A 22,475-nucleotide genomic window follows, 5' to 3' on the forward strand; every position below is an offset into this window, starting at 1 on the left:
AGACGCCTTGCTCAGTCGTGCTTCTGCCCGGGGATGGAGGTGGGTGTATGCAGTGCTTCCTGCACATACAGGCGCTTGACCAGCACGAAGGCCACCACCGTCAACGGTGCAGCGAGCAAGACACCTGCGGGCCCCAGCAAGGTGCCGATGCCGAATATCGAAACAGCAGCAACACCGGCGGCAGATCCACAGTACGTTGCTGGATCAACGGCAGCAGGATGTTGCCTTCGATCTGCTGCACGACGACGAACAACGCCGCCGTGGCCAGCGCCATCTGCGGGCTCACCGTAAAGCCGAGCAGAATGGCCGGAATGGCCGCCAGGATCGGCCCGACGATCGGCACGAAATCCAGCAGGCCGGCGATGATGCCCAGAGCCAGTGCGCCGGGAATGCCCAGGGCCCACAGGCCCAGCCCGGTGAGTGCGCCCACCACCACCATCGCCAGCAATTGCCCGCGCAGCCATAGCCGCAACGCGGTGCCGCTGGCACGCACGGCATCGTCCATGGTGGCGCGCGCCTGCACGGGAAACAGCAACAACAGCCCGCGCCGATACAACTGCGGTTGCGCGGCCAGATAGACCGCACCAGCAAGCACCAGGAACAGGTTCGCCACACCACCGGTGATGCTGAGCGCGAAGGCGCCGGCACGCGGCGCCAGATTGGACACGCGCGCCGGTGCCTGGCGGGTGAGTTCTTCCAGCGCTGGCCCCAACGGCCCGGCCGCAACCCAATCATGGAAGCGCGCCCAGGCCTGCGGCAAGGTGCGCTGCAGGGCGCCGAGCTCTGTCGCCAATTGCGAGCCGAACAACCACAGCAACGCCGTGAATCCCACCGCCACCACGACCACCACCAGCCCCAACGCCATGCCATCCGACAGCGGCGTATAGCGGGTGACCCAACTGGCCAGCGCGCGCAGCAGCACCGCCACCACCACCGCACCGAACACCATCAGCAGCAGGCCCGACAGCGCCCACAGCAACCACGCGCAGGCCACCAGGGCCAGCACGATGACCACACGGACGACGAAGGCACGCAGATCGGAGGACGGCATGGACAACAGCTCGCAACGCGGAAACAGCACTCAGCCTAGCGAGGCGTGCGAGAAGATTTTGTGCCCGCGCTGGCGGGGCTGCATCCGTTGCGCGTGCGGTGTGCGACTTGCGACACGCGCATTCGCTGACGCGTCCTCCAGACCACACACCCAAGCACGCGTTGCGCCCCGTTACTTCGTGCGCGTCAGACAGCACCACCGCTTGGCGGCAGCGTACCGAATGCCAGATGTGTCTCACTGCGTTCCTGATCAGGCCACACGTCTGCATCGAGCGCGCCGGTCGAGCCACGTGAGCTAACGACGCCGGTCGCGCCGCCGCACCGTCTCTTCAAGCAGGGGCCACCGCTTGGCGGCAACCTGCCGCAATGCCGGGGTGTATCCCCGCGCCCGCTTCGGTGTACACACCTCTGGATCCAACGTGGCAAGCGTGTCGCGCCGTTGCACCGCTACCCCGTGCAGCACTCACACTATGTGGATGTTCCGCTCAAGCAGCCGCCTCATGCGCCAGCTGCTGCACCGCCAGCGTTGCCGAGCGGGTCAGCGGCGTGGGCAACGCATCCAGTGCGAACCAGCCCAGGTCGTGCAGTGCGTCCGGTTCGCGCAGCACGGCGGTTTCACTGCCGTCGATCGCGGCCAGGTACACCGGTGCCACCCAGTGCTGCGGCGGCGACAGCGCCCGCTCGAACTGGCTCACCACGCACAGCACGCGCTGCAGGTGAATGTGCAGACCGGTTTCTTCCAGGGTTTCGCGCACTACTGCATCTTCCACTGTCTCCATCCAGTCCACCTTGCCGCCGGGCAATCCCCAGTGGCCTTGTTCGGGCGCGCGTCCACGCAGCACCAGCAACAGGCGGCCGTCGCTGCGGCGGATGAAGGCGCCGCAACCAACGCGGGCGTGGGAATCAGACGGTGCGGTCATCGGTGCGCCCGGTACGCCACGGTGCGTGGCCGGCGCATTGTCCGGCAGCGCTGCGGGCGCGGGCAAACTGCGGAAATGCAGTGGCCACCCTGCGTCACCGCGGCGACATACTCAGGGCGTCGCATGCATTCGTTGCCAACGCCTTGCGAACGCAACCAACGACATCGCCTTAGCGCGGCAGCCGTCACGCTAGATCATCACGCCTCGCAGCAGGCGCATTGGCTGGAACTCCATGTCTCGCATTCTGTTGATCGGTGGTCACGGCAAGGTGGCGCGTCTGCTCACCCCGCTGCTGCTGGCCGGGGGCCACCACGTCACCGCGCTATTCCGTAATCCTGACCACGCAAGCGATGTGATCGCCGATGGCGCCACACCCGCGCTATTCGATATCGAACACGCCGACACCGCGGCCATCGCCGCGCACATCACCGGCCACGATGCAGTTGTTTGGTCGGCCGGCGCCGGCGGTGGCGATGCCGCGCGCACCTATGCGGTAGACCGCGATGCCGCGATCCGCTCGATGCACGCGGCCGAGCAGGCGCGTGTGCGGCGCTACGTGATGGTGTCCTACCTTGGCGCGGGGCTGGAACACGGGGTGAGCCCGGAGGATGGCTTCTTTGCTTATGCGCAGGCCAAGGCAGCTGCCGATGCGCACCTGCGCGGCACCTCGCTGGACTGGACCGTGCTTGGGCCGGGCCGGCTCACCCTGGACCCACCCAGCGGCTGCATCGCCCGCGACCCGGGCAGCGACACCACCGAGGGCGTGTCGCGCGCCAATGTCGCGCAGGTGATCGCCGCCACCCTGGCCACGCCGGCCACCATCGGCAAGACCGTGGGATTCGTGGATGGGCCCCCCCCCCATCACGCAGGTGCTCGCGCAGCTGGCATGAACGCCAGCCCGTCCGCAGCGCGCTGCCATGGCAAAGGCCGCTGGCAGCTAACGATTTCCTAAAGTCGCACCCCGCATAGTCGCCGGCGCAGCCCCCACTGTGGAGATCGCTATGTCTGCGTTTGTTGCGCCCCGCCGCGCCGGCATCCTGCCGCCGTATCTGCTGGACCACGTCGCGCAGGCCGCACCGGAGCGCGCGCGCCACTGCGCGCAGCTCACCCGCCACATCACCGCGCAGCTGCGCCAGCGCCGTGCGCAGGGGTTGCTGGCGCGCGACAGCGCCGACGATGCGCCCACCGCGCCCACCGACACCACGGTGCGGCGGCATCTCTACGACGCCCAGCAAGGCACGGCCCTGCCCGGCGTGCTGGTGCGCGAGGAAGGCGCGCCACCCACCGACGATGTGGCCGTGACCGAGGCTTACGATTACCTCGGCGCCACCCATGCCTTCTTCCAGCAGGTGTATGCGCGCAACTCGATCGACGATGCCGGCATGCCGCTGCTCGGTACGGTGCACTACGAGCGCAACTACGACAACGCGTTCTGGACAGGCGAGCAGATGGTGTTCGGTGATGGCGACGGCGAGATCTTCACCCGCTTCACCATCGCCATCGACGTGGTGGCCCACGAGCTCACCCACGGTGTTACCGAGCGCACCGCCAACCTGATCTACCAGGGCCAGTCCGGTGCCTTGAACGAATCGGTCTCCGACGTGTTCGGCGTGCTCGTCAAGCAATACGCGCTGCGCCAGGACGCCGCGCAAGCCGATTGGCTGGTGGGTGCCGGCATGTTCCTGCCCGGCGTGCAGGGCGTGGCGCTACGCTCGATGCAGGCGCCAGGCACCGCCTACGACGACCCGGCATTGGGCAAGGACCCGCAACCGGCGCATATGGACGCCTACGTGGACACGCAAGAAGACGACGGTGGCGTGCACTACAACTCCGGCATTCCCAACCGCGCCTTCCAGCGCGCCGCGGTTGCCATCGGCGGTTACGCCTGGGAAAAGGCCGGGCGCATCTGGTACCGCGCCCTCACCGGCGGCGCGCTGTCGGCCAGTGCAGACTTCGCCACCTTCGCCGCACTCACCGTGCGCGTGGCCAGCACCGATTACGGCGCGGGCAGTGCCGAGGCCAGTGCGGTGGAACAGGCCTGGCGCGACGTGGGCGTGCTCGCATGACCGTGCAACTGCCGCCCTTGCAACCGGGTGTCGTGTTGCGGTTGGCACGCGAAGGTGGCGTGGCCGCATTCCCGGCCATGCGCCGCGAGCGCCAGCTGGTGCTGGAAGAGCTGGACGAGGTGCAACGCCAACACCTGGGCGCGCTGCTGGATCAGTGCCTGGCGCATGCACTCCCCGCCCCGCAAGCAGGCGGCGGCGACCGCCGCTATTTCAGCATCATCTGGGACGGCGCCAGCGAACCGCTGCGCATCCCCGAAGAACACGCCCCCGCGGAAATCGTGCGGCTGTGGAAGCAGGGCACGTTGTAGATAGCTTGCGCGCGAGCGCGGCACGCGGAGACGCAGAGAGGCCAGTCAACGTCGCGCGCGATCGACGCCTCGTAGGAGCGCGCCTGCGCGCGATGAGGCTTCCCCGGTAACGCCCCATCGCGCGCAAGCGCGCTCCTACAAAGGCAGCCTGGTCGCGGGTGCCGCAGGGGCGGCCCAAAATCATTACGCCAGGGCTGCACGCTCCACCACATTCGACATTGGGACAGAACCCGCGGCTCAGGACAGATGTTGTAGCGGCGATGACACGCAAGCGATCGCAGCTCGTGACGCGCCAAGCAAATGCAACGTAGGAGCGCGCTCGCGCGCGATGAGGCTTCACCGGTAACCCCCATCGCGCGCAAGCGCGCTCCTACAAAGGCAGCTTGGTCGCGGTTGCCAAAGCATCAACGTAGACAAGACTGGTGCGCTTATTCGGCGTACAGCCGCCACAGAGCGTGCGACTACAGCTCGGAAACCTTGGAGCGGCCAGCACGTAAACGATCAGAATACGTAACCGCGCAAACAGCCGCGTAGGAGCGCGCTCGCGCGCGAAGAAGCTCTACCGGAACGCCCATCGCGCGCGAGCGCGCTCCTACGGATACGGCGGCGGCGTCGACCAGCACATCCAGCAAACGCCACACACGGCGCGAAAGACCTCCATGCCTGCACGGGGTCTGTCGAAGAAAGTGGTCCAACTGCGGATGCCTGCACCCTTTAAGCTGCCCAGATGCTCTAGGGCTGCACAGCTGGTGACGCATAGTCGCGGTGTCCCCGTTAGCACCGCGTGCAGCGCAGCGGTCAACCTGAAGACAGCCCCCTCATCGCTGCACCGCCGCATCGATCGTGCAGCAATCGCTGCGGCGCCAGGTTCACTCAGCGCGCTGCGCTTCCACCAACAACGCCAGCAAGGTCAACGACTCCTGCCAGCCCAGGGAGCAGGCGTGCAGCGGGATCTGTTCGGGAATCCCCTCCTGCACCACGTGCAGGTCGGTGCCGCACGGCAACGGCAGCAGGCGCACCGTGGTCAGCAGCGTGCCGGGCAGTGACGGGTCGTCGAAGACATCGTCGTAGCGCAGCAGCGCGTTGGGCACCAGCTCACGGTAGGTGCCACCGAAGGCGTGCCGCTGGCCGCTGCCAAACTGGGTGAACGCCATGCGGAAGGTACCGCCCACGCGGGCATCCAGATGCTCCACCGTGTTGGTAAACCCATGCGGCGGCAACCACTTGCTCAACGCAGCGGCATCCAGGAAGGCGCGGTAGACCCGCTCGGGGCTGGCACGCAGAACACGGTGCAGGGTGACGGTGGACATGGCGCTCGCAGCTGGCAGAGGACGACCCTCTACCCGACGACGCACCAGGCCGCCGAAAATCGACACGACCGCGCCAGGCCGCGCCCGCGCGCGTGCCACGTTGCCGACACGGCCCGCTTCGCGGATAGTCGCGCCACTGATCAAACGATTTCCCAAGATGCTTGTGATTGTGCTGTTGGCTGTTGTGGGGGTGCTTGCCATCGTGCTCGGCGTGGTCGCCGCCTCGCGTCGTGGGGACCCGCCCGCCGTCTCCACCACCGACCCCGCACCGTTGCCCGAGTCCGCGCCACCGACTGCGGGCGCCACCGCGGCACCCGATGGCGCTGCCACGGCCATGCCCGCAAGCACACCCGAGCCGCGCGCGGTGATGGCCGAGCCGCCGCCGATGCGCCCGTTGCTGCGGCGCATGTATGCCGCGGTAATGGACACCCCGTCGCTGGCCGATGCCGACGCCGCCATCGACCCCGCCCAGGCCGCCGTGCTGGCCACTGCGGTCAGCGCGCTCGACCACGTGGACATGCGCCCGCAGCTGCTACCGCGGCGCCCGCACCTGTTGCCGCAGCTGATGCGCGCGGTCAACGACCCGGATGCGTCCGGCCGCGGCATCGCCGCGATCATCGCGCAGGACCCGGCGCTGGCCGCCAACCTGCTGCGCATCGCCAACAGTGCCCTGTACCGCCCGCAAGGCGGCCCGCTGGAAAGCCTGGAGCGCGCAGTGGTGCACATCGGCACCGAAGGCGTGCGCCAGATCGTGGCCGCCGCGGTGATGCAACCGGTGCTCAGCCTGGAAGGTGGCCTGTACGCCCGCCTGCCGGCGGCGGTCTGGGACTACGCGCTGCGCACCGCCACCGCCGCGGCCGCCTATGTGCGCGAACGCGGTGGCGACACCTTGTCGGCGCAACTGGCCGGCCTGCTGCAAGGCCTGGGCGCGGTGGTGATCCTGCGCGTGCTGCGCGACGCCTACGCCGAGCAGCCGTCGGTGCCCTACAGCCTGGAGGTGGCCGCCACCCTGGTCGACCGCCACACCGCCGCGGTGGCCAAGACCATCGCCACCGCCTGGGAGCTGCCGGCAGTGCTGGGCACCGCGCTGGACGAACAGCGCCCCGAGCACGACAGCACCTTGCTGGCCACCTCGCTGGGCCGCGCACTGCGCTACGGGCGCCTGGCCGCCGCGCTGGCCATGCTCGCTCGCCACGGCGCCGAAACCGAAGCCCACGCCCTGAGCGTGCTTGCCACGCTGGAACCGGACGACGCGGCCAACGCCGCGTTGTGGCAACGGCTGGTGGCGGCCAGCGTGGAGTGAATCGGCAGCGGCCTGCAGTTGGCTCGCGCATCAAGTGCATCGATCGCATCGAGCGCATCGACTTCATCGGCAGGCACTTCGCTCGCAGGGCCCACACCGATGCACTGACCGGACTGATCGCTCGGCCAGGCTGGCCTCACGCCACACCCGATCGCAGCGGCTGCCATGGCCGCGCAGCGACGCGAACCACTCGGCTGCCTGATCGGCCGGACGCTCTGGCGCCGCCCTGCGACGCGCAGGAGCGATGTCGAATCGGTCACAACGCGTTGCACTGGCGCTGGCCAGGACAATTTCCCCTTCGCTGGCAGTGCCGTGGCTTCGCATCCCGGTGCCTGAGGCGACCTGCCGGCTCCACAAGCTGAGCACAGGTCTGATCCGCTCGCTGCATCACGACCTTGGGATGACATGCCGGCTGCAACGCACGTCTGCAATGGCGGTGCGCAGTGGAGTGCGTGTGATCGCCACACCCCCCGCAGCGCCTCCCTCTGCCATAGGTGCACCATGTCCCAGCGCAACGCCGGTACCGTGCGACACCCGCTCGTCCTGCTGTTTGGTCTGTTGCTGGCAGTCCCATTGTGCGTTGGCGCGCAGCAGCCAGTGCAGGCGGCCAGTGCCAACACCACGTATATCGATCGCATCGCCTATTCGGCCAGGGCCGATGCCGGGCTGGATGCCAGCATCGCCAACGAGCGCTCCGCGTTGATGCATTACCTGTGGCGCGGCAAGCAGGGCAGCGTGGCCTACAGCGTGCGTACCGGCCACCTGATTGCGCGCGATGCTGCCGGGCAACCGCAGGCCACGTTGTCGTATGTGGCCTACACCGCGCCGGCACGCAACGGCAAACCGCGGCCGCTGACGTTTTTCTACAACGGTGGTCCTGGCGCGTCGGCCTCGCTGTTGCATCTGGCCTCGTTCGCACCCAAGCGCATGGCCACCGCAGCGCCCGACTTCGGTAGCTGGCCCAACTACCCGATGGTGGACAATGCCGAGAGCCTGATCGCCAGTACCGACATGGTGTTTATCGACCCGCCGGGTACCGGCCTGTCGCAGGCGATCTTGCCCAACACCAACGCCACCTTCTGGGGCAGCGATGCCGATGTGCAGGTGATGCGCAACTTCATCCAGCGCTACCTGCAGTTCAATCGCCGCACCAACGCACCGCTGTATCTGTTCGGCGAATCCTATGGCACCACCCGCTCGGCCATGCTGGCGCTGGCGCTGGAATCGGCCGGGGTACGTCTGCGCGGCATCGTGCTGCAGTCGTCGATCCTGAACTACTACGCCGACACGATTGCGAGCGGTGGGCTGTATTACCCGGATTACGCAAAAGGCATGAAATACAGCGGCGACACCATCGGCGGCTATTTTCCCAGTTATGCCGCGGTTGCCGCGTACCACAAGCAGACCGAGGTCAGCGCAAGCGATGAGTTCTATGCGCTGCAGATGCGCGCGTTCGTCAGCGTGGTGCACTCGGAGTTTCAGCGCTACGGGCCGACCTGGGTGCTCAGTCAGTACGGGTTTCCAACCATCCTGGGCAAGCCGGTGCAGCCCGGTGCAGCGGTGCTGGCGCGGTGGCGGCCACTGTCCGGATTGACCACGCAGGCCTTGCAAGGCTACTTCTCGTTGGCCTCGTTCAATCAAGGCCTGCTGCCCGGCACGACCATCGGCCGCTACGACGGGCGCGTGCGCCTGCCCAACAGCGACACGCGGCTCAAGGACGATGGCGACCCGTCCGACATCCTGATCGACCGCCCCCTGGCCAATGCGCTGGCCCAGCAATTCCGCAACTATCTGGGGTATAGCGCGCCCAACGCGACCTACACCTCGCTCAACATGGACATCATCAACCTCTGGGACTTCCGCCACGCGGGCCGGCTCCTGCCCGATACCCTGCCAGACCTGCTGGGGGCGCTGCGCCTGAATCCGGCGCTCAAGGTGTTTGCGGTCAGCGGTTATCACGATCTTGCAACGCCGTTCTACAGCACCGAAAAGCAACTCGCGCGGTTGCGCACCATCCGTAATCTCGATGCCGATGTGCAGGTGGCCACTTACGCGGGCGGCCACATGATCTATCTCGACGACACCTCGCGCCCGAAGCTGCAAGCCGACCTGACCGCTTACTACGCCAACGCGCCGATCGCCGATGCGGTGCCGCTGGCCTTGCTGGATTCGCCATGGCCGGACAATCGCAACGTCGATGCCGCTACTGCGACGGCAACGCCATGATCGCTCCGCTCATCCATCGTGAGGAACTTCTGATGCGCCTGCTCCGCTGCGTCCGTTACTCCACTGCCATGCTCGCCGTGTTGGCAACCACCGTCGGGGCGCAAGCGTTGCCGCCGCAACGCGTCGCGTCCATCACAACCACCACCGCCCGCCACGGAGGGATCGACGGCCCCTTCATGCCTACTGGACACGCCGGCGTGGAAACGGTACGCACGGACAGCACCGGCGACACCCTGGAAGATCAGGCGCAACAGCGCATCTCCAGCACGCTCGGCGTCGACGGTGCATTGGCGCATGGCGATGCGCTCACCAAGCAGCAGGCACAAGCGCGCGGGCTCGGGTTTGTCGCCACGCACTTCGAGCAGATCGATCGCAGCGGCAGTGGGCGCGTCACGCTGCAGGATGTCGAGGCGTACTTGCGCGATCGACGCCGCGACAAATGATGCAGACCGCTGCAACCGGCAACCAACGCCGCCTGCCATGGACGCACGCTGCAACGGTCGCGACGCAGGATGTCGCAGCGCAGGTGAGTGCGTATGTCGGCGCACTCACGCCTGCGCGGCGATCAGCTCCTTCACCCGCGCGGTCAGCACGCTCACGCTGAACGGCTTGGTCAGCACCGCCATACCCGCTTCCAGGTGGCGGTCGTCCAGCAAGGCGGTTTCGGCGAAGCCGGTGATGAAAAGTACCTTGAGCCCCGGGCGGTGGGCGCGGCCGGCGTCGGCCATCTGACGGCCGTTCATGCCGCCGGGCAGGCCCACGTCGCTGATCAGCAGATCGATGCGCGCGTCCGACTGCAGCAGGCATAGGCCGGCCATGCTGTCGCCGGCTTCGACGACGGTATAGCCCAACTCCTGCAACACCTCGCCGAGCAGCAGGCGGATAGACGGTTCGTCGTCGACGATCAGCACCGTCTCGTCGGCATCGGTGGGCGTGAGTTGCAGCGGGTCGGCATGGGCATCGGGCTGTACTGCATCGCCCAGGTGGCGCGGTAGATACAGGCATACGCTGGAACCCTTGCCCACTTCCGACTGGATCCGCACCTGCCCGCCGGATTGCTTGGCAAAGCCATAGATCATCGACAGCCCCAGCCCGGTGCCTTCGCCCAGCGGCTTGGTGGTGAAGAACGGGTCGAACGCGCGCGCCACCACGTCCGGCGGCATGCCGGTGCCGGTATCGCCGACGCATAGCCACAGGTACGGGCCCTGACGCATGCCCAGTTGCCGTGCCAGGTCGTGGTCGATCCAGTGGTTGCCGGTCTCGATGTGCAGCCGCCCGCCATCGGGCATGGCATCGCGCGCATTGATGCACAGGTTGAGCAAGGCGTTTTCCAGCTGCGAGGCATCCACCAGCGCGGGCCATAGCGCGGCGTTGGGGGTGTAGTCCACCTGGATACCCGGGCCCACCGTCCGCTGCACCAGCTCCAGGATATCGGCGATCAACTGGCTGACGTTGGTCGGCTTGGGCAACAAGGTCTGCCGCCGCGCAAACGCCAGCAAGCGGTGGGTCAAGGCCGCTGCGCGGGTGGTGGCGCTCTGCGCAATCCCCAAATAGCGCGGCAACTCCGGGAAGCGCTGCTGCTTCAGGCGCAGCGTCATCACTTCCAGCGCACCGGAAATGCCGGCCAGCAGATTGTTGAAGTCGTGCGCCAGCCCGCCGGTGAGCTGGCCCGACGTCCCCCCAATTTTGAGTAGCGCCTCAGTTTGGAGTCCAATTCCCTACCCCGAGGAGATTGGACGTGAAGAAGCGTTTTTCCGAAGAACAGATCATCGGCTTCCTGCGCGAAGCCGAAAGCGGCGTCGCCATCAAGGACCTGTGCCGGCGGCATGGCTTCAGCGAGGCCTCGTACTACCTGTGGCGCAGCAAGTTCGGCGGGATGAGCGTGCCCGATGCCAAGCGGCTCAAGGAGCTTGAGTCCGAGAACGCGCGGCTGAAGAAGTTGCTGGCCGAGCAGCTGTTCGAGAACGACCTGATCAAGGATGCACTGCGAAAAAAGTGGTAAGCGCACCGGCGCGTCGGACGCTGGTGCGCGAATGGATCGGGCGTGGTGCCAGCGAGCGTCGTGCGTTGGCAGTGATCGGCATGAGCGCCAGTGCACTGCGGTATTGCCCGCGCGAAGATCGCAATGGCGAACTGCGCGAACGCATCTGTGCGTTGGCACATCGCCATCGCCGCTATGGCGTGGGGATGATCTATCTCAAATTGCGGCAAGAAGGACGCATCGTGAACTACAAGCGTGTGGAACGGTTGTACCGCGAGCAGCAGCTGCAAGTGCGCCGCCGCAAGCGCAAGAAGGTCCCAATAGGCGAGCGTCAACCGCTGCTGCGGCCAGCGCAGGCCAACCAGGTGTGGTCGATGGACTTCGTGTTCGACCGCACCGCCGAAGGGCGGGTGATCAAGTGTCTGGTGATCGTGGACGATGCAACCCACGAAGCGGTCGCCATCGAGGTGGAGCGCGCGATCTCGGGCCACGGCGTTGCGCGCGTGCTGGACCGACTGGCGCACAGTCGCGGTTTGCCGAAGGTGATCCGCACTGACAATGGCAAGGAGTTTTGCGGTAAGGCGATGGTCGCCTGGGCGCATGCCCGTGATGTGCAACTACGGCTCATCCAGCCAGGCAAACCGAACCAGAACGCCTATGTCGAATCCTTCAACGGCCGACTGCGCGACGAATGCCTCAACGAGCACTGGTTCCCGACGTTACTGCACGCGCGCACCGAAATCGAACGCTGGCGACGCGAATACAACGAGGACCGACCCAAGAAAGCAATCGGCGGCATGACGCCGGCTGCTTATGCTCAACATCTGGCAAACACCGATATCATCAACCCCGGACTCTAAACCAGGCCGCTACTCAGGGCGGGGGGACGTCGCTGGCAACTGATCGAAGGCGCACGAACGCAAGTTCAGTGCGCCCCAACGTTACGATCAATGCGTGCTCTCGCTCTTCAACGCAGACATGAAGTCGTTGAGCCGGTAGGGTCCAGTCAAATGCTCTCTGACGTTGGGGAACTGCGATGCCACATAACGCATCAGATAGTCCAGCTTGTCACTGGACTCACTGTGCAGGCGAAGGTTGAGCCGTTGCAGCTCGGTACTGTGCGGGAAGTCGCGTGCAGCGTCAGCCACCACTTTCTTATAGCCAGGATCCGTTTCGGCAAGCCCCCTGACATAGCTCAACGCATAGTTCTCAATGTGGAGCGTCTTCCAGCCGTACAGATCCAGGGCCTTCAACTTGGCCTTGTGGTCATTCGCGCTGTACAGGTAAGCGAGCACATCCAGTGTCCAGCGATCGCCAGGGCTCTGCTGATGTCGCGCTTCCAGCTGGGCGCCGTAATGCTCCAGGAGTTGCGCAGCTGTCGCTAATTTGCGTTGGCTAAGTTGACTGATTAATCTGTATGTTGCAGCCGGATCTTGCGGAAGTGCGTAGCCATTGCCCCAATAGCCCGCCGAAGACACGTAGTCTTTGAAAGCCGCGTCCTCAAGCTTGACTGCCTCGACACATAGTCCTGCAGCGAGTTGCATTGACTTGTTGTTTTTAGCCAAGCCGTTTATCAACGCAAGGTCGTGCATCAGAAAATCGGGCTGTTCCTTCGTATTCCACCAGTCGATTTCCCAGTTCTTGTCCAGCTTGACGAGCTTACAGACCGCACCGGCGTCACCGGCATGAATGGATTGAATCAGCTGCTCTCGGTCAGCATCCGGGTCGGTCTTGGAGAAGATCTCGTACATCGCTTTTTCGATGGCTGTGTGCTTTTCCCGGAAGTCCACCTTTTCCCACGCCTTGATCGCACCGGTCGCATCGCCAAGCACGAGGCGGCAATACGTGACATATGCCCACAGCGCAACCGGACGACGGCGCCCCTCTAACAATGCGCCGGCTTTCTCATAGAGAGGAAGTGCTGCGGCACATTGTCCGTCACGATGCTCATGCATCGCACGCTCGAATAAAATGAGCGGATTGTCCGGCGCCCCTTTCTCTGCAATCTTCATATACGCATCGCTTGCAGGGATGTCCGACCTATAAAGCAGGTTCGACAGGACGAAGTAATCCACTACGTTTTTTTCGTTGTCCGGCACTAGCGTCTTCAAGCGCGCATTGACCTGACTCTTTTTGCCCTGTTCTATCAGTTGATCTGCTTCAGGCGATTCGGCCAGACTCTCGTACTTTTCAGCCACCTTGCCAACGCGAGAGGCGAAGTCATCTGGCGCTGCGCTCTGCGCGGCACCAGCCGATGCCAGCGCTAGTACAAGCGCTAGTTGCATTATTTTTCTCACGGATCGTTCTCCACTGTAGATATCCTGGTGTTCCGGCCATATGCGGAGCGCAGCTAATGACAAAAGCCTGCACAGGTCAGATCTGGCCCGCATAACGCATGGCGTACTTACCCATTCCCCAAAGCAAGTAAACCATCGCGCTGCAGCTTGGGCAACGCTGGTGACGCGCCAAGGCCACCACCGGTGTCAGCGGGGTGGCAGCAATGCCTGCGCGTTACTGGAGCCAGTGCCATTCGGGGTCGCATTGAAACATCACCTGTTCGAACGCAACTCCCAGCATGGATAGGCATCCAGCCCTTCATGAGCGAAACCTTGCACCGCTATGCATCCAGACGCATCGTTGCTACGTAGGCCTAGGAACGTATTTCTCTTGGGTGAGGTTGCCATGCGGCAGGGTTCGATGCTGTTCTTACTGACACTCGCAGTCTGTGGGAGTGCAAGCGGCAGCGAGCCGCGTCCCGCATTGCCCCGCGCAGACAGCGTTGACGTGCCGCGCTTCATGGGCGACTGGTACGTCATCGCGCACATTCCCACCCGGCCGGAACGCAAGGCCTTTGACGCAGTGGAGCGGTACGCGCTGCAACCGGATGGCCGCATCCAGACCACCTTCACCTTCCGCAAGGGCAGCTTCCAGGCGCCGCTCAAGTCCATGCACCCGGTCGGCCAGGTCGCGCCGGACGGCAACGGCGCGCTCTGGAGCATGCAGTTTCTGTGGCCGTTCAAGGCCGAGTACGTGATTGCCTGGCGCGATGCGAACTACACCCAGACCATCGTGGCGCGCAGCAAGCGCGATTACGTCTGGTACATGGCCCGCACGCCGCAGGTCTCCGACGCCGACTACCAGCAGGCCGTTGGGCGCATCGCGGCCATGGGCTACGACGTGAGCCAGCTACGACGCGTCCCGCAGTCAGTGCGCTGACACCCAGCCGCGCGATGGAGGGTCTGCACGCTGTGCAGTCCTCCGAACCGGCCGAATGCGTCAGGCGTCTTTCGTGTCCACAGAAAATTCCCATCCATCGTTCAAGCCGCCCAAAGGCTTGGCCTCGGTGGCCAGCTCTTCCTCGAACGCCGAAATCGCCTTGTACGACGGCACCATGGTTGGATACACCGTGACATCCATGGGAAATGCCGTGTTTTCTGCGTAGTGGCAGCAGCGCACCTTCTGCTCGAAGCGCAGCAGCGTCACGGAAAATTCCAACGCCGACTCTTTCGTCGGGAAGACCACGGAAAACGCAATCTCCCGCGGCTTGGAAAGATCCACCCCTTGCTGGGCGATGTGCCAGAGGGTGTCGCCGTTATCGTCGTTGGGATACAGGTCAGGGTTTCGCTGCATGGTTGCTTCAGTCTGTGAGGCCGGTTGCCGAACGCGCATCGTAGCGCCTGGCTGGTGTGCGGTCTGAGCCAGTGCCGCAAAGCGCCGGGCGTTGGATCGTGCAACCAGCCGCTTTCCGTTTTACCAACCGCTTGCCGCGGTAGTGAGTGCAACGCAGGTGGCCGCGCCAGGCGCGACCACCTTGATGACGTTACGGAATCCAGACCAGATTCATCAACTGCGGGTCGGCGGTGACCTTGACCAGCTTGCCGCTGGGCCCGAACTGCACCTGATATTCCGAGAAGCTATCGCGCCAGTAGCGCCACAGCGAGGCTTCCAGATTCGGGTTCTCGCTGCTGATCGGGTAGCCGACCGCCATCAGGACTTGTTCGCGGGTCATGCCGCCGGTGAGTTTGCCATCGTTGATCGCCTGGCGGATCTTGGGCGGGAAGGTGGCCAGCTTGAGCTTGGGGTCGGCGGTGACCACGTAGCGTGCGGCGAAGGCGGTGTTGTCCAGGTCGCGGCTGTAGTCGTTACCGATGGACTGCTTCTCGCCGGCGATCTTGAGGTTGACGCGGTTGCGGCCAAAGCCGGTGACGCTGACCGGGGTGCCCACGGCAAGCACGCGCTTGCCGTCTTCGGCGTAGTTGCTGTCGCTGATCCAGCTGCCGTCGGTGCGCAGGTTGCAGCACAGAAAACCGTCGTACTTGGCGACGTCGGCCGCGGTGGCCAGGGTGGAGGCGGTGAGCAGGCTCAGGGCCAGCAGGGAAGAACGCAAAAGCATCGTAAAGACTCCTTTCTCGACGGCAATGGCCGCGCGGCAATGAGGGGATCAGGCGCGCCGCCGTTTCCCCAACGGCGCGCAGGCATTGTCGCAGCCTCGGGCAGCTTGGCAAGCGCGGCGGGTGACGCAGCCGGCATCGGTTTGTGTATGCTCGGAGCCGTGGAAACCCTCTCACCCGCCGAGATTGCCGAGCAGATCGCCGAGTTGCGACGCGCACACCGCGCGTTGGACGAGGAGATCCAGCGCGTGCCTGCGAACGTGGAGGACGAGTTGCAGATGAAGCGTCTGAAGAAGCGCAAGCTGCATCTCAAGGACTGCATTACGCGGCTAGAGATGGAGTTGGTGCCTGACGAGCCGGCGTGAGGTTTATGCATGCGGTTGCTTGGGCTTGCTTTGCGGTGGTGGGCTCACTTGCCCCCGCTGCGCGCCCGGCCCCGCTTACGGCGCGGGCGCTCCAGGACAGGTGGAAAAAGCAGTTGTGTCGCCAGCCACCATCACCTGTTGTTGAAACGTCTGGGGGCGGAAGGTCGAGTCCGTTTGTACGCAGTTCATCCGGAACCATTCTTTCGCTGCGCTCATATGTCCGTGGGGGCTAATAAAACAGCGTGGCGGGCCTGCGCGATCTTCGCCAAGGCCTTCGTAACCTTCTCAAAAGATAGGTCGCGATGCACCAACTTTCTGTGGTTCCTGCCTTGGATCTGAAGCCGGTCACGCGTTATTGAAGAATCGCTGGAACTCGCTTTCGTAAGCGGTTGCGTGTTGAATCTCGTACTGATATGCAAGCGAATCCTCAAACGAACTGTACATCGGTTCCAGAGCTCCGCTCTGAGGATGCTCCTGAAGAAACCAGCGGTCAGGGTGATCGCCCTCTCCATGGGCGCGTAATGCGCCACGCGCTTCCTCAAAGATCTGGGCGCTCGACAGGCTGGTGTTGTATTCGATGCGCTCGAGCTCTCGCGCATAGCTGCTAGCATTGAATGCGCCGTATTGGGCAAGGCCGTAAACGGCCTCTGCTTCGGAACTACGGGCCAGATTATTCATTTCGAACACCAGCGCGCTGACCAGGGACGGTCCGTCTCCACTCCCGGCATTTGACAACGTTTGCGGCGAAAGGAGAATGGCGCGATTGGTTAAATCCGTTGACGCGACGTTGACGTTCCCCTCGCGAATGTCAACCCCTCCTTCGTCCCGAACTTTTTCTGCCACAGCCCTGAATGTAGGCGAACTGCGGTAGAGATCACCAAGCACGTGAATGGCTCTCGTCAAACGACTATCCCTCGGGTCACTCACACGGAGACTGGTCCGGATGGAGGACCAATGAGAAGGCGACGTACGCGCTGCCGTCGAGCGCAGCGATAACCCACCAAGTACCGAAGACCGCGTGCTTTGGGTCGGACTCGCTGACGCACCTTGTGGCATCGGGCTAGTTGAAGCAGCGGAGGACGAATCGCCGCCGTAAACACTCGTCGAATTTTTGGATACACACAGTCCCATGATCAACTCCGTCTAGTACGTATTCGAACGTTAAAACACACCAATGGGCGATTGCGGCGCGCCAGCGAAATAGAGAACTTCAAAGCGATTCTCGTAGATCTGCCTGATGGTGAACATTGGCAAGCTTCCTAGAGTAGCCCGCTCTCTTGCCCTAGCTCGCGCGTAACAGCACCTTGCCACTGCGTCCCGGTTCGGCACTTGCGGCGGCGGCTTTGGCGGCATCTTCCAGATCGAACACGGCTTCAACGGGCAGAGCCAGGCTGCCATCGACGGCGGCCTTGAGCAGTTCGCCGATCATGCGGCGCTTGTCCTCGGGCTTGGTGGCGGCCGTAACCTTGCTGCCCCAGAAGCCGCGCACGCTGGCCTGCTTGAAGATCACATCGCCGCTGGAAATCTGCAGCGGCTCGCCGGTCATCGAGCCGAACGAGATCAACTCGCCGCCTTCGGCCAGCAGCGCCATCAACTCGCCGGCCGCGCTGCCGGCGACCGAATCGATGGCGCGCACGATCGGTGCGTCGCCGGCCAGCGCGCGCGCCTTGTCCTGCCAGCCTGCTTGCGCGGTAGAGATTGCGTTGCCGATGCCCAGCGCTTTCAGCTCGTCCACGCCGGCGTCGCGACGCACCAGGTTGATCACGTTGATGCCACGTGCGGCGGCGAGCATGGCCACGGTCTTGCCGACCGCGCCGTTGGCGGTGTTCTGCACGATCCAGTCGCCTTTTTTGACGTGCAAGGATTCGATCAGCATGAGGGCGCTCAGCGGCATGGCGATCAACTGGCAGCCGCGGTCATCGTCGAGTGCGTCGGGCAGCGGGACGACGCCGGAGGCGTCGGCAAGGAAGTATTCGGCCCAGCTTTCGTGCACGCCGGCTGCGACGACGCGCTGGCCCACCTGCAGGCCTTCGACACCTTCGCCGAGGGCGTCGATCACGCCCGCCGCTTCGCTGCCGCCGATGGCCGGCAACTCGGGCTTGTAGCCGTAATTGCCACGCACGGTCCACAGGTCGTGGTTGTGGATCGGCGCGCGCCGCATCGCAACGCGCACCTGGCCCTTGCCTGGCTGAGGCGTGGGGCGCTCGCCCAGTTCGAGCACCTTGGCCGGATCGCCGAATTGGGTATGGATGGCTGCGCGCATGGAGGTCTCCTGCCGGGCACGCTCTTGCTGCGACGCGCCCGATCGTTGTGAACGGTGGCGCGATGCTATCGGCAGGGCTGCAAGGAAGGGATGAAGCGAACGGAACTGCTGTGTGAAGTTCTGGCATGCGCGCGTAGTGAGGATGCTTTGCTGCAGCGCCGGAGGATTTGCGTGCAGGCCGATCCTCATCCGCCCTTCGGCCACCTTCTCCCGGGGGAGAAGGGAAGCACCTTGCGCGTCTGCGCCTACCTACACGTGCCCTGCCATTGGCCCACCCTCACGTACTGCAGGAGACGATGGCGTTTGTACCGCCGTCTTACTCAGCCGGCGGTGACACCACATCCGGCTTTGCCGCTTCCGGGCTGACGCGTTCGATGGTGTGACGCAGCTCGCGGCCGAGGATGAACTTGGCGTCCTTGGCCCACGCATCCAGGCGCTCGTCGAACATCAGCTTGCTGTTCTCGTCCGGCCACACCAGGCGCAGTTCGCGTAGTTTCTGGATGAAGCTGCGGAACAGGGTCTTGTCGAAGAACTCCGGCGCGGCCGGTGCGTACAGCAGGCTCAGGCGCTGCGCGGCCTGCTGGCACAGGCTTTCCAGCTCGCCGGCACCGAGCACGCCGGGGCCGTTCTTCACCAGCACCGAAATGGCGATGTAATAGCGCTCGAACGCCTGCTGCAGCGAATGGCCGATCGCACGCAGGCGGAACACTTCGTCGGTCTGCCCGGTGTTGCGCGCCAGGATGCCGCCATCGTCATCGGTGACATTGAGCAGCAAGCCCTCGCGCACGAACATGTCGATGGTCTGCTCGATGCGTTCGGCAAAGCGGTCCTCGCTCCACGGCAGGAACAACTCGGCCTGCAGGAACGGGTACACCGTGCGGCCCAGCCGCAACAATCCGGCGCGGCTCATGCGGCGGTTGTTCTGGAAGCAGCACGCCACCCACGAGGAGGCGGTAAACAGGTGCAGCACGTTGTTGCGGAAGTAGCTCAGCAACACCGCGGTATCGCCACTGACGCTCAGCACATCGCCCAGCGGGTGCGAGACGCGGGTGAGCACGTTGATCTCTTCGGCGTGGGTGATGATGCGCGCCGGCGTATGCGGGGTGACCGTGACGCGGTCCGAATACGGCATTTCGGCCAGCAGCTTCTTGCACAGCTCGATCTGCGCGATCAAATCGGCTTCGCCCATCGCATGCTTGGGCGTGGACAGCAGGGCCAGCGCCAGCAGGTTGATCGGATTGACGTCGGCGGCGCAGTTGATGCGGGTCTGGATCTGCGTGGCCAACGTGTCCACCGCCGGTGCAAGCCAGGTCGGCTTTTCATCGTCGGGCAGTGGTTCGCCATTCCATTCCGGCGCGTGCTTGGCCAGCACGTCATTGAGCGCGATCGGCTCGCCGAAGTTCACCACCACCTGGCCGTAGTTCTGCTTGAGCACCTTGGGGATGGACCACAGCAGGCCCCAGATCGATTCCTTTTCCTTCGGCCGGCCGGTGAGCTCGTCCAGATAGCTGTTGCCTTCCATCAGCTTTTCATAGCCGATGTACACCGGCTGGAACAGCACCGGTTTGCGCGGCTGGCGCAGATACGCGCGTAGCGTCATTGCGATCATGCCGCCCTTGGGCTGCAACAAGCGGCCGGTGCGCGAGCGCCCGCCTTCGACGAAGTACTCGATCGAATAACCGCCAGCCACCAGCTGCGCCACGTATTCGCTGAGCACCGCCGAATACAGCGCATTGCCACGGATGCTGCGGCGGATGAAGAACGCACCGCCCTTGCGCAGCAGCGTGCCCACCACCGGCAGGTTGAGATTGATGCCCGCCACGATATGCGGCGGCACGATGCCGCGCTCATACAACAGATAGCTCAGCAGCAGGTAATCCATGTGGCTGCGGTGGCTGGGCACGTACACCACTTCATGCCCTGGCGCGGCCTGTTTGAGCTTGTCCAGGTGATGCACCAGCACGCCGGCGTAGATGCGGTTCCACACGTGGGTGAGCAGGAAGCTGGCCGAACGCACCACCGGGCTGGAATAGTCCGCAGCGATTTCCCAGGCATAGGCGTGCGCCTTGCGCCAGGCATCGACCGGCTTGGAGTTGTCGCGCTTGGCCTGGGTGGCGATGGCTTCGCGCACCGAATCGGCGGCCAGCACCTGGTCCACCAGCAGACGGCGGGTGGACAGGTCCGGGCCGATCACCGCCTCGCGGATGCGCCGGAAATGCGTGCGCAACACGCGCTGCAACTTGCGCAGCGTGCGCTCGGGCGGCAGCCCTTCGGCCATGGTCTGGCGCAGCGAGATGGGCGGCGCGAAACGCACGATGGTGGTGCGGCCATTGAGCAGCACCGAGAGCAGGCGGCGGAAGCGGCCGACCAGCGCCCAGTTTTCCGAGAACAGCACCGCAAACCAGCCGCTCTGCTTGTCCGGCGCACGGCCGACGAAGATCGACACCGGCACCAGATGCACGTCCAGGTCGGCGCGCACGCGGTGCGCCTGCAGCAACTTGGCCAGCGAATCGGAATGCGTCTTGCCGCCGCGTTGTTCGGGAATCAGCGAATTGCTGCTGCTGCGCCGCGACAATGCCAGGTAGGCGCGCTTGCGCTCCAGCGGGTCGCCCGGCAGCGGCACCAGCGGCGACGGCAAGCCGGCTTCGCGGCAGGCCTTGTCCAAGATCAGGGCATTAGAGAGGCCGTAATCCTCGAGCACATACACCACCGGCTTGCCGTCGTCGTAGCGCCCGGGTTGTTCGGGTTCGATGGTCAGGCTCAGCCACGGGTCGGCCAGCCGGCCGAGCAGGCGCGCCCACCACGGGCGTTTGGCCACGCGTGCCGGGGCGAGCACTGGCGCGGCGGGCGCCGGTGCGTCCAGCGCCACGGGCGCGGCAGGCGGCAGCGCAGCAGCCGTCGCGCCGGTCTCGGCGCCGGCAGGGCTGGGCGGGGCGGATTGGCCGTCCGGGAACGGCAAGGGATTCTGTTCTGGCATCGCCGTCATTATCGCCCACCCGGGCCTTTGCCGGTGCTGGCAGGCGGGGCGGGCGTGGCCGCCGGCGTGTCGGGCGCCGCCGCAGCAGCGGGTGGGGACGCCGCCGGCACTGCGCGCAACACGGCCTGCACGTCGTCCTGGGTCTGCTGCTGGTACCAGTGGCCCTCACGCTTGATCAGGCTGACGCTGAGATCGATGTCGCGCGCGGCCAGCGGGTAGCGCAGGCGTACCTGGGCGCTGTCGCCCTGCTGCTTGACCAGGCCGGTGCGCAGCGCATCCAGGCTGCTGTCCAGCGACAGGTCGTAACGCTCCAGCACCTTCTTGCAGGCCGCCCAGAACGGCCCGAGCCGGCGCAGGCTCTCTTCCATGCCCAGTTGCTGCAGGTCGGCATCGGACTGGATTCCGGTGGCACGCGCGGCGGCCACCAGCTCGGCGATGCTGGCCTTGGCGCGCGGGCGGTCGGCCAGCGGCGCGGTGGCGGCCCAGGCGCTCAGCGCATCGACCAGCTGCACGTAGTGGGCGCGCTGCTCGGGCTGGTAGTCGGTGCGGCTGCGCAGGTACTGCACGCCGAACTGGCCCAGCGACTGCGCGGCCTGGCGGATGCCCTGCGCCTGCCCGGCCAGTTGCTGGTCGAAGGCCTGCTGCAGGCGGCGTTCGGCATCCGGGGCAGACAGGTTGCCCAGCAAGCTGCCTACCTCATTGGGCAGCGGCAGCTCGGTCAACGGCCAACGGCTGGCGCCACTGCGCCAGGCCGCTTCCAGTGCGGTGTATTGCGTGGGCGTGACCCGGATGCGCGCATAGGCGACCAGGTCGTTGCGGCGCAACGGCGTGGTCATGGCCTGCATCGCCGCCGCCGGTTCGGCATTGGCGCCTGGCAGCGCGGTGGCGTGGTCGCTGCGCTTGCAGCCGCCCATGCACAGCAGCGCAAGCAGCAACCACCCGGCGGACTGGAACCGACCTGGGCGGACGGTGGATAGCGACATGCGCACGATGTTCCCCTGATCGATCGGCGCATCTTGCTGTCTGAATGCAGCCGCGGCAAGGCACCGGCCTTCCGTGCAGGCGCGTACGGTGCGCGGCGTGGTGACGCGCGGCGCGCTGCACGATGGCGCCGGATGTCAGGCGCTGACCGGTATTGTCTTCTCGGACAAAGTTGTCCATGCCCGCGCCCGGAGTCCTTGCCGGAGTAAGGATTCGCCCGATGCTGCAATGCATCATGTAAGCGCTTGCAGTTCCTGTTAGCGTGCGCGCCATCTCGCTCTGAGGTCGCCATCGGATGGGGCCGATGTCAGTCATGCGCAAGTTCGCCACGAAC

At 65.1% G+C, this 22,475-nt stretch carries 18 protein-coding genes and 2 pseudogenes; 9 read left to right on the forward strand and 11 right to left on the reverse strand.

Annotated features, from left to right (window positions below; translation table 11 throughout):
- Positions 1–11: 11 nt before the first annotated feature.
- Positions 12–1,051, reverse strand: a pseudogene (locus ACCQ01_RS22015) (AI-2E family transporter).
- 484 nt (positions 1,052–1,535) lie between these two features.
- Entirely contained in the window at positions 1,536–1,970 is a 435-nt protein-coding gene (locus tag ACCQ01_RS22020) for an NUDIX hydrolase (protein ID WP_076052966.1), read from the reverse strand.
- Positions 1,971–2,202: 232 nt separating this feature from the next.
- Between ACCQ01_RS22020 and ACCQ01_RS22025 the strand changes: the two are divergent.
- The 3 genes and pseudogenes from ACCQ01_RS22025 (at position 2,203) to ACCQ01_RS22035 (ending at position 4,344) form a co-directional block, all read left to right on the forward strand.
- Positions 2,203–2,860, forward strand: a pseudogene (locus ACCQ01_RS22025) (SDR family oxidoreductase).
- A gap of 111 nt (positions 2,861–2,971) precedes the next feature.
- On the forward strand, positions 2,972–4,036 hold the full coding sequence (locus ACCQ01_RS22030; protein ID WP_228433660.1) for a M4 family metallopeptidase: 1,065 nt from the start codon (positions 2,972–2,974) through the stop codon (positions 4,034–4,036).
- Positions 4,033–4,344: a protealysin inhibitor emfourin gene (locus ACCQ01_RS22035; protein ID WP_014506009.1), complete on the forward strand. Its 312-nt coding sequence runs from the start codon at positions 4,033–4,035 to the stop codon at positions 4,342–4,344. The genes ACCQ01_RS22030 and ACCQ01_RS22035 overlap by 4 nt, the downstream gene beginning before the upstream one ends.
- 869 nt (positions 4,345–5,213) lie before the next feature.
- Here the strand turns inward: ACCQ01_RS22035 and ACCQ01_RS22040 are convergent.
- Entirely contained in the window at positions 5,214–5,654 is a 441-nt protein-coding gene (locus ACCQ01_RS22040) for an SRPBCC family protein (RefSeq protein ID WP_228433658.1), read from the reverse strand.
- Positions 5,655–5,811: 157 nt separating this feature from the next.
- On the opposite strand from ACCQ01_RS22040, the gene ACCQ01_RS22045 reads away from it, so the two are divergent.
- The 3 genes from ACCQ01_RS22045 to ACCQ01_RS22055 all read left to right on the forward strand — a co-directional run bounded on the left by ACCQ01_RS22045 (position 5,812) and on the right by ACCQ01_RS22055 (position 9,626).
- A complete protein-coding gene (locus tag ACCQ01_RS22045) occupies positions 5,812–6,957 on the forward strand; it encodes an HDOD domain-containing protein (RefSeq protein WP_228433656.1) in 1,146 nt (381 codons plus the stop codon).
- A gap of 501 nt (positions 6,958–7,458) precedes the next feature.
- Positions 7,459–9,183 carry a S10 family serine carboxypeptidase-like protein gene (locus ACCQ01_RS22050; protein WP_228433654.1) on the forward strand — a complete coding sequence of 575 codons (1,725 nt, stop codon included), beginning with the start codon at positions 7,459–7,461 and terminating at the stop codon, positions 9,181–9,183.
- On the forward strand, positions 9,132–9,626 hold the full coding sequence (locus tag ACCQ01_RS22055; RefSeq protein ID WP_228433652.1) for a hypothetical protein: 495 nt from the start codon (positions 9,132–9,134) through the stop codon (positions 9,624–9,626). Before ACCQ01_RS22050 ends, ACCQ01_RS22055 begins: the two co-directional genes overlap by 52 nt.
- 105 nt (positions 9,627–9,731) lie before the next feature.
- Here ACCQ01_RS22055 and ACCQ01_RS22060 read toward each other — a convergent pair whose 3' ends face one another.
- Positions 9,732–10,898, reverse strand: a complete 1,167-nt coding sequence (locus ACCQ01_RS22060) for an ATP-binding protein (RefSeq protein WP_372358910.1) — start codon at positions 10,896–10,898, stop codon at positions 9,732–9,734.
- A gap of 23 nt (positions 10,899–10,921) precedes the next feature.
- Between ACCQ01_RS22060 and ACCQ01_RS22065 the strand changes: the two genes are divergently transcribed.
- Positions 10,922–12,024 (forward strand): IS3 family transposase gene (locus ACCQ01_RS22065; protein ID WP_228433650.1). Its coding sequence is split into 2 segments (ribosomal slippage): positions 10,922–11,180 and positions 11,180–12,024, totalling 1,104 coding nucleotides; the frame shifts between segments, so codons are not numbered across the junction.
- A gap of 87 nt (positions 12,025–12,111) precedes the next feature.
- Here ACCQ01_RS22065 and ACCQ01_RS22070 read toward each other — a convergent pair.
- Positions 12,112–13,449: a hypothetical protein gene (locus tag ACCQ01_RS22070; protein ID WP_228433648.1), complete on the reverse strand. Its 1,338-nt coding sequence runs from the start codon at positions 13,447–13,449 to the stop codon at positions 12,112–12,114.
- A 397-nt stretch (positions 13,450–13,846) separates the two neighbouring features.
- Between ACCQ01_RS22070 and ACCQ01_RS22075 the strand changes: the two genes are divergently transcribed.
- Positions 13,847–14,380, forward strand: coding sequence for a lipocalin family protein (locus ACCQ01_RS22075; RefSeq protein ID WP_228433646.1), 534 nt, complete (start codon positions 13,847–13,849; stop codon positions 14,378–14,380).
- Between the two features lie 60 nt (positions 14,381–14,440).
- On the opposite strand, the gene ACCQ01_RS22080 is transcribed toward ACCQ01_RS22075, so the two are convergent.
- A complete protein-coding gene (locus ACCQ01_RS22080; protein WP_011039193.1) occupies positions 14,441–14,794 on the reverse strand; it encodes a ribonuclease E inhibitor RraB in 354 nt (117 codons plus the stop codon).
- 190 nt (positions 14,795–14,984) lie between these two features.
- On the reverse strand, positions 14,985–15,557 hold the full coding sequence (locus ACCQ01_RS22085; RefSeq protein ID WP_228433644.1) for a hypothetical protein: 573 nt from the start codon (positions 15,555–15,557) through the stop codon (positions 14,985–14,987).
- A gap of 159 nt (positions 15,558–15,716) precedes the next feature.
- Here ACCQ01_RS22085 and ACCQ01_RS22090 point away from each other — a divergent pair, with 159 nt between their 5' ends.
- The gene (locus tag ACCQ01_RS22090) at positions 15,717–15,920 is read left to right on the forward strand and encodes a YdcH family protein (RefSeq protein ID WP_167393935.1); all 204 of its coding nucleotides are present in this window, start codon (positions 15,717–15,719) and stop codon (positions 15,918–15,920) included.
- 345 nt (positions 15,921–16,265) lie between these two features.
- Here ACCQ01_RS22090 and ACCQ01_RS22095 read toward each other — a convergent pair whose 3' ends face one another.
- From ACCQ01_RS22095 to ACCQ01_RS22110, 4 genes are all read right to left on the reverse strand, one after another.
- Complete coding sequence (locus tag ACCQ01_RS22095; RefSeq protein WP_180334346.1) at positions 16,266–16,823, reverse strand: hypothetical protein; 558 nt, start codon at positions 16,821–16,823, stop codon at positions 16,266–16,268.
- Between the two features lie 379 nt (positions 16,824–17,202).
- The gene (locus ACCQ01_RS22100) at positions 17,203–18,183 is read right to left on the reverse strand and encodes a zinc-binding dehydrogenase (protein ID WP_228433642.1); all 981 of its coding nucleotides are present in this window, start codon (positions 18,181–18,183) and stop codon (positions 17,203–17,205) included.
- A 316-nt stretch (positions 18,184–18,499) separates the two neighbouring features.
- Complete coding sequence (plsB, locus tag ACCQ01_RS22105) at positions 18,500–21,169, reverse strand: glycerol-3-phosphate 1-O-acyltransferase PlsB (protein WP_011039197.1); 2,670 nt, start codon at positions 21,167–21,169, stop codon at positions 18,500–18,502.
- Positions 21,169–22,143, reverse strand: coding sequence for a hypothetical protein (locus ACCQ01_RS22110; RefSeq protein WP_040942118.1), 975 nt, complete (start codon positions 22,141–22,143; stop codon positions 21,169–21,171). Before ACCQ01_RS22110 ends, plsB begins: the two co-directional genes overlap by 1 nt.
- Between the last annotated feature and the right edge of the window lie 332 nt (positions 22,144–22,475).

It is taken from the genome of Xanthomonas sp. NCPPB 4037 (genome assembly GCF_041475695.2).
Classification (GTDB): domain Bacteria; phylum Pseudomonadota; class Gammaproteobacteria; order Xanthomonadales; family Xanthomonadaceae; genus Xanthomonas; species Xanthomonas campestris.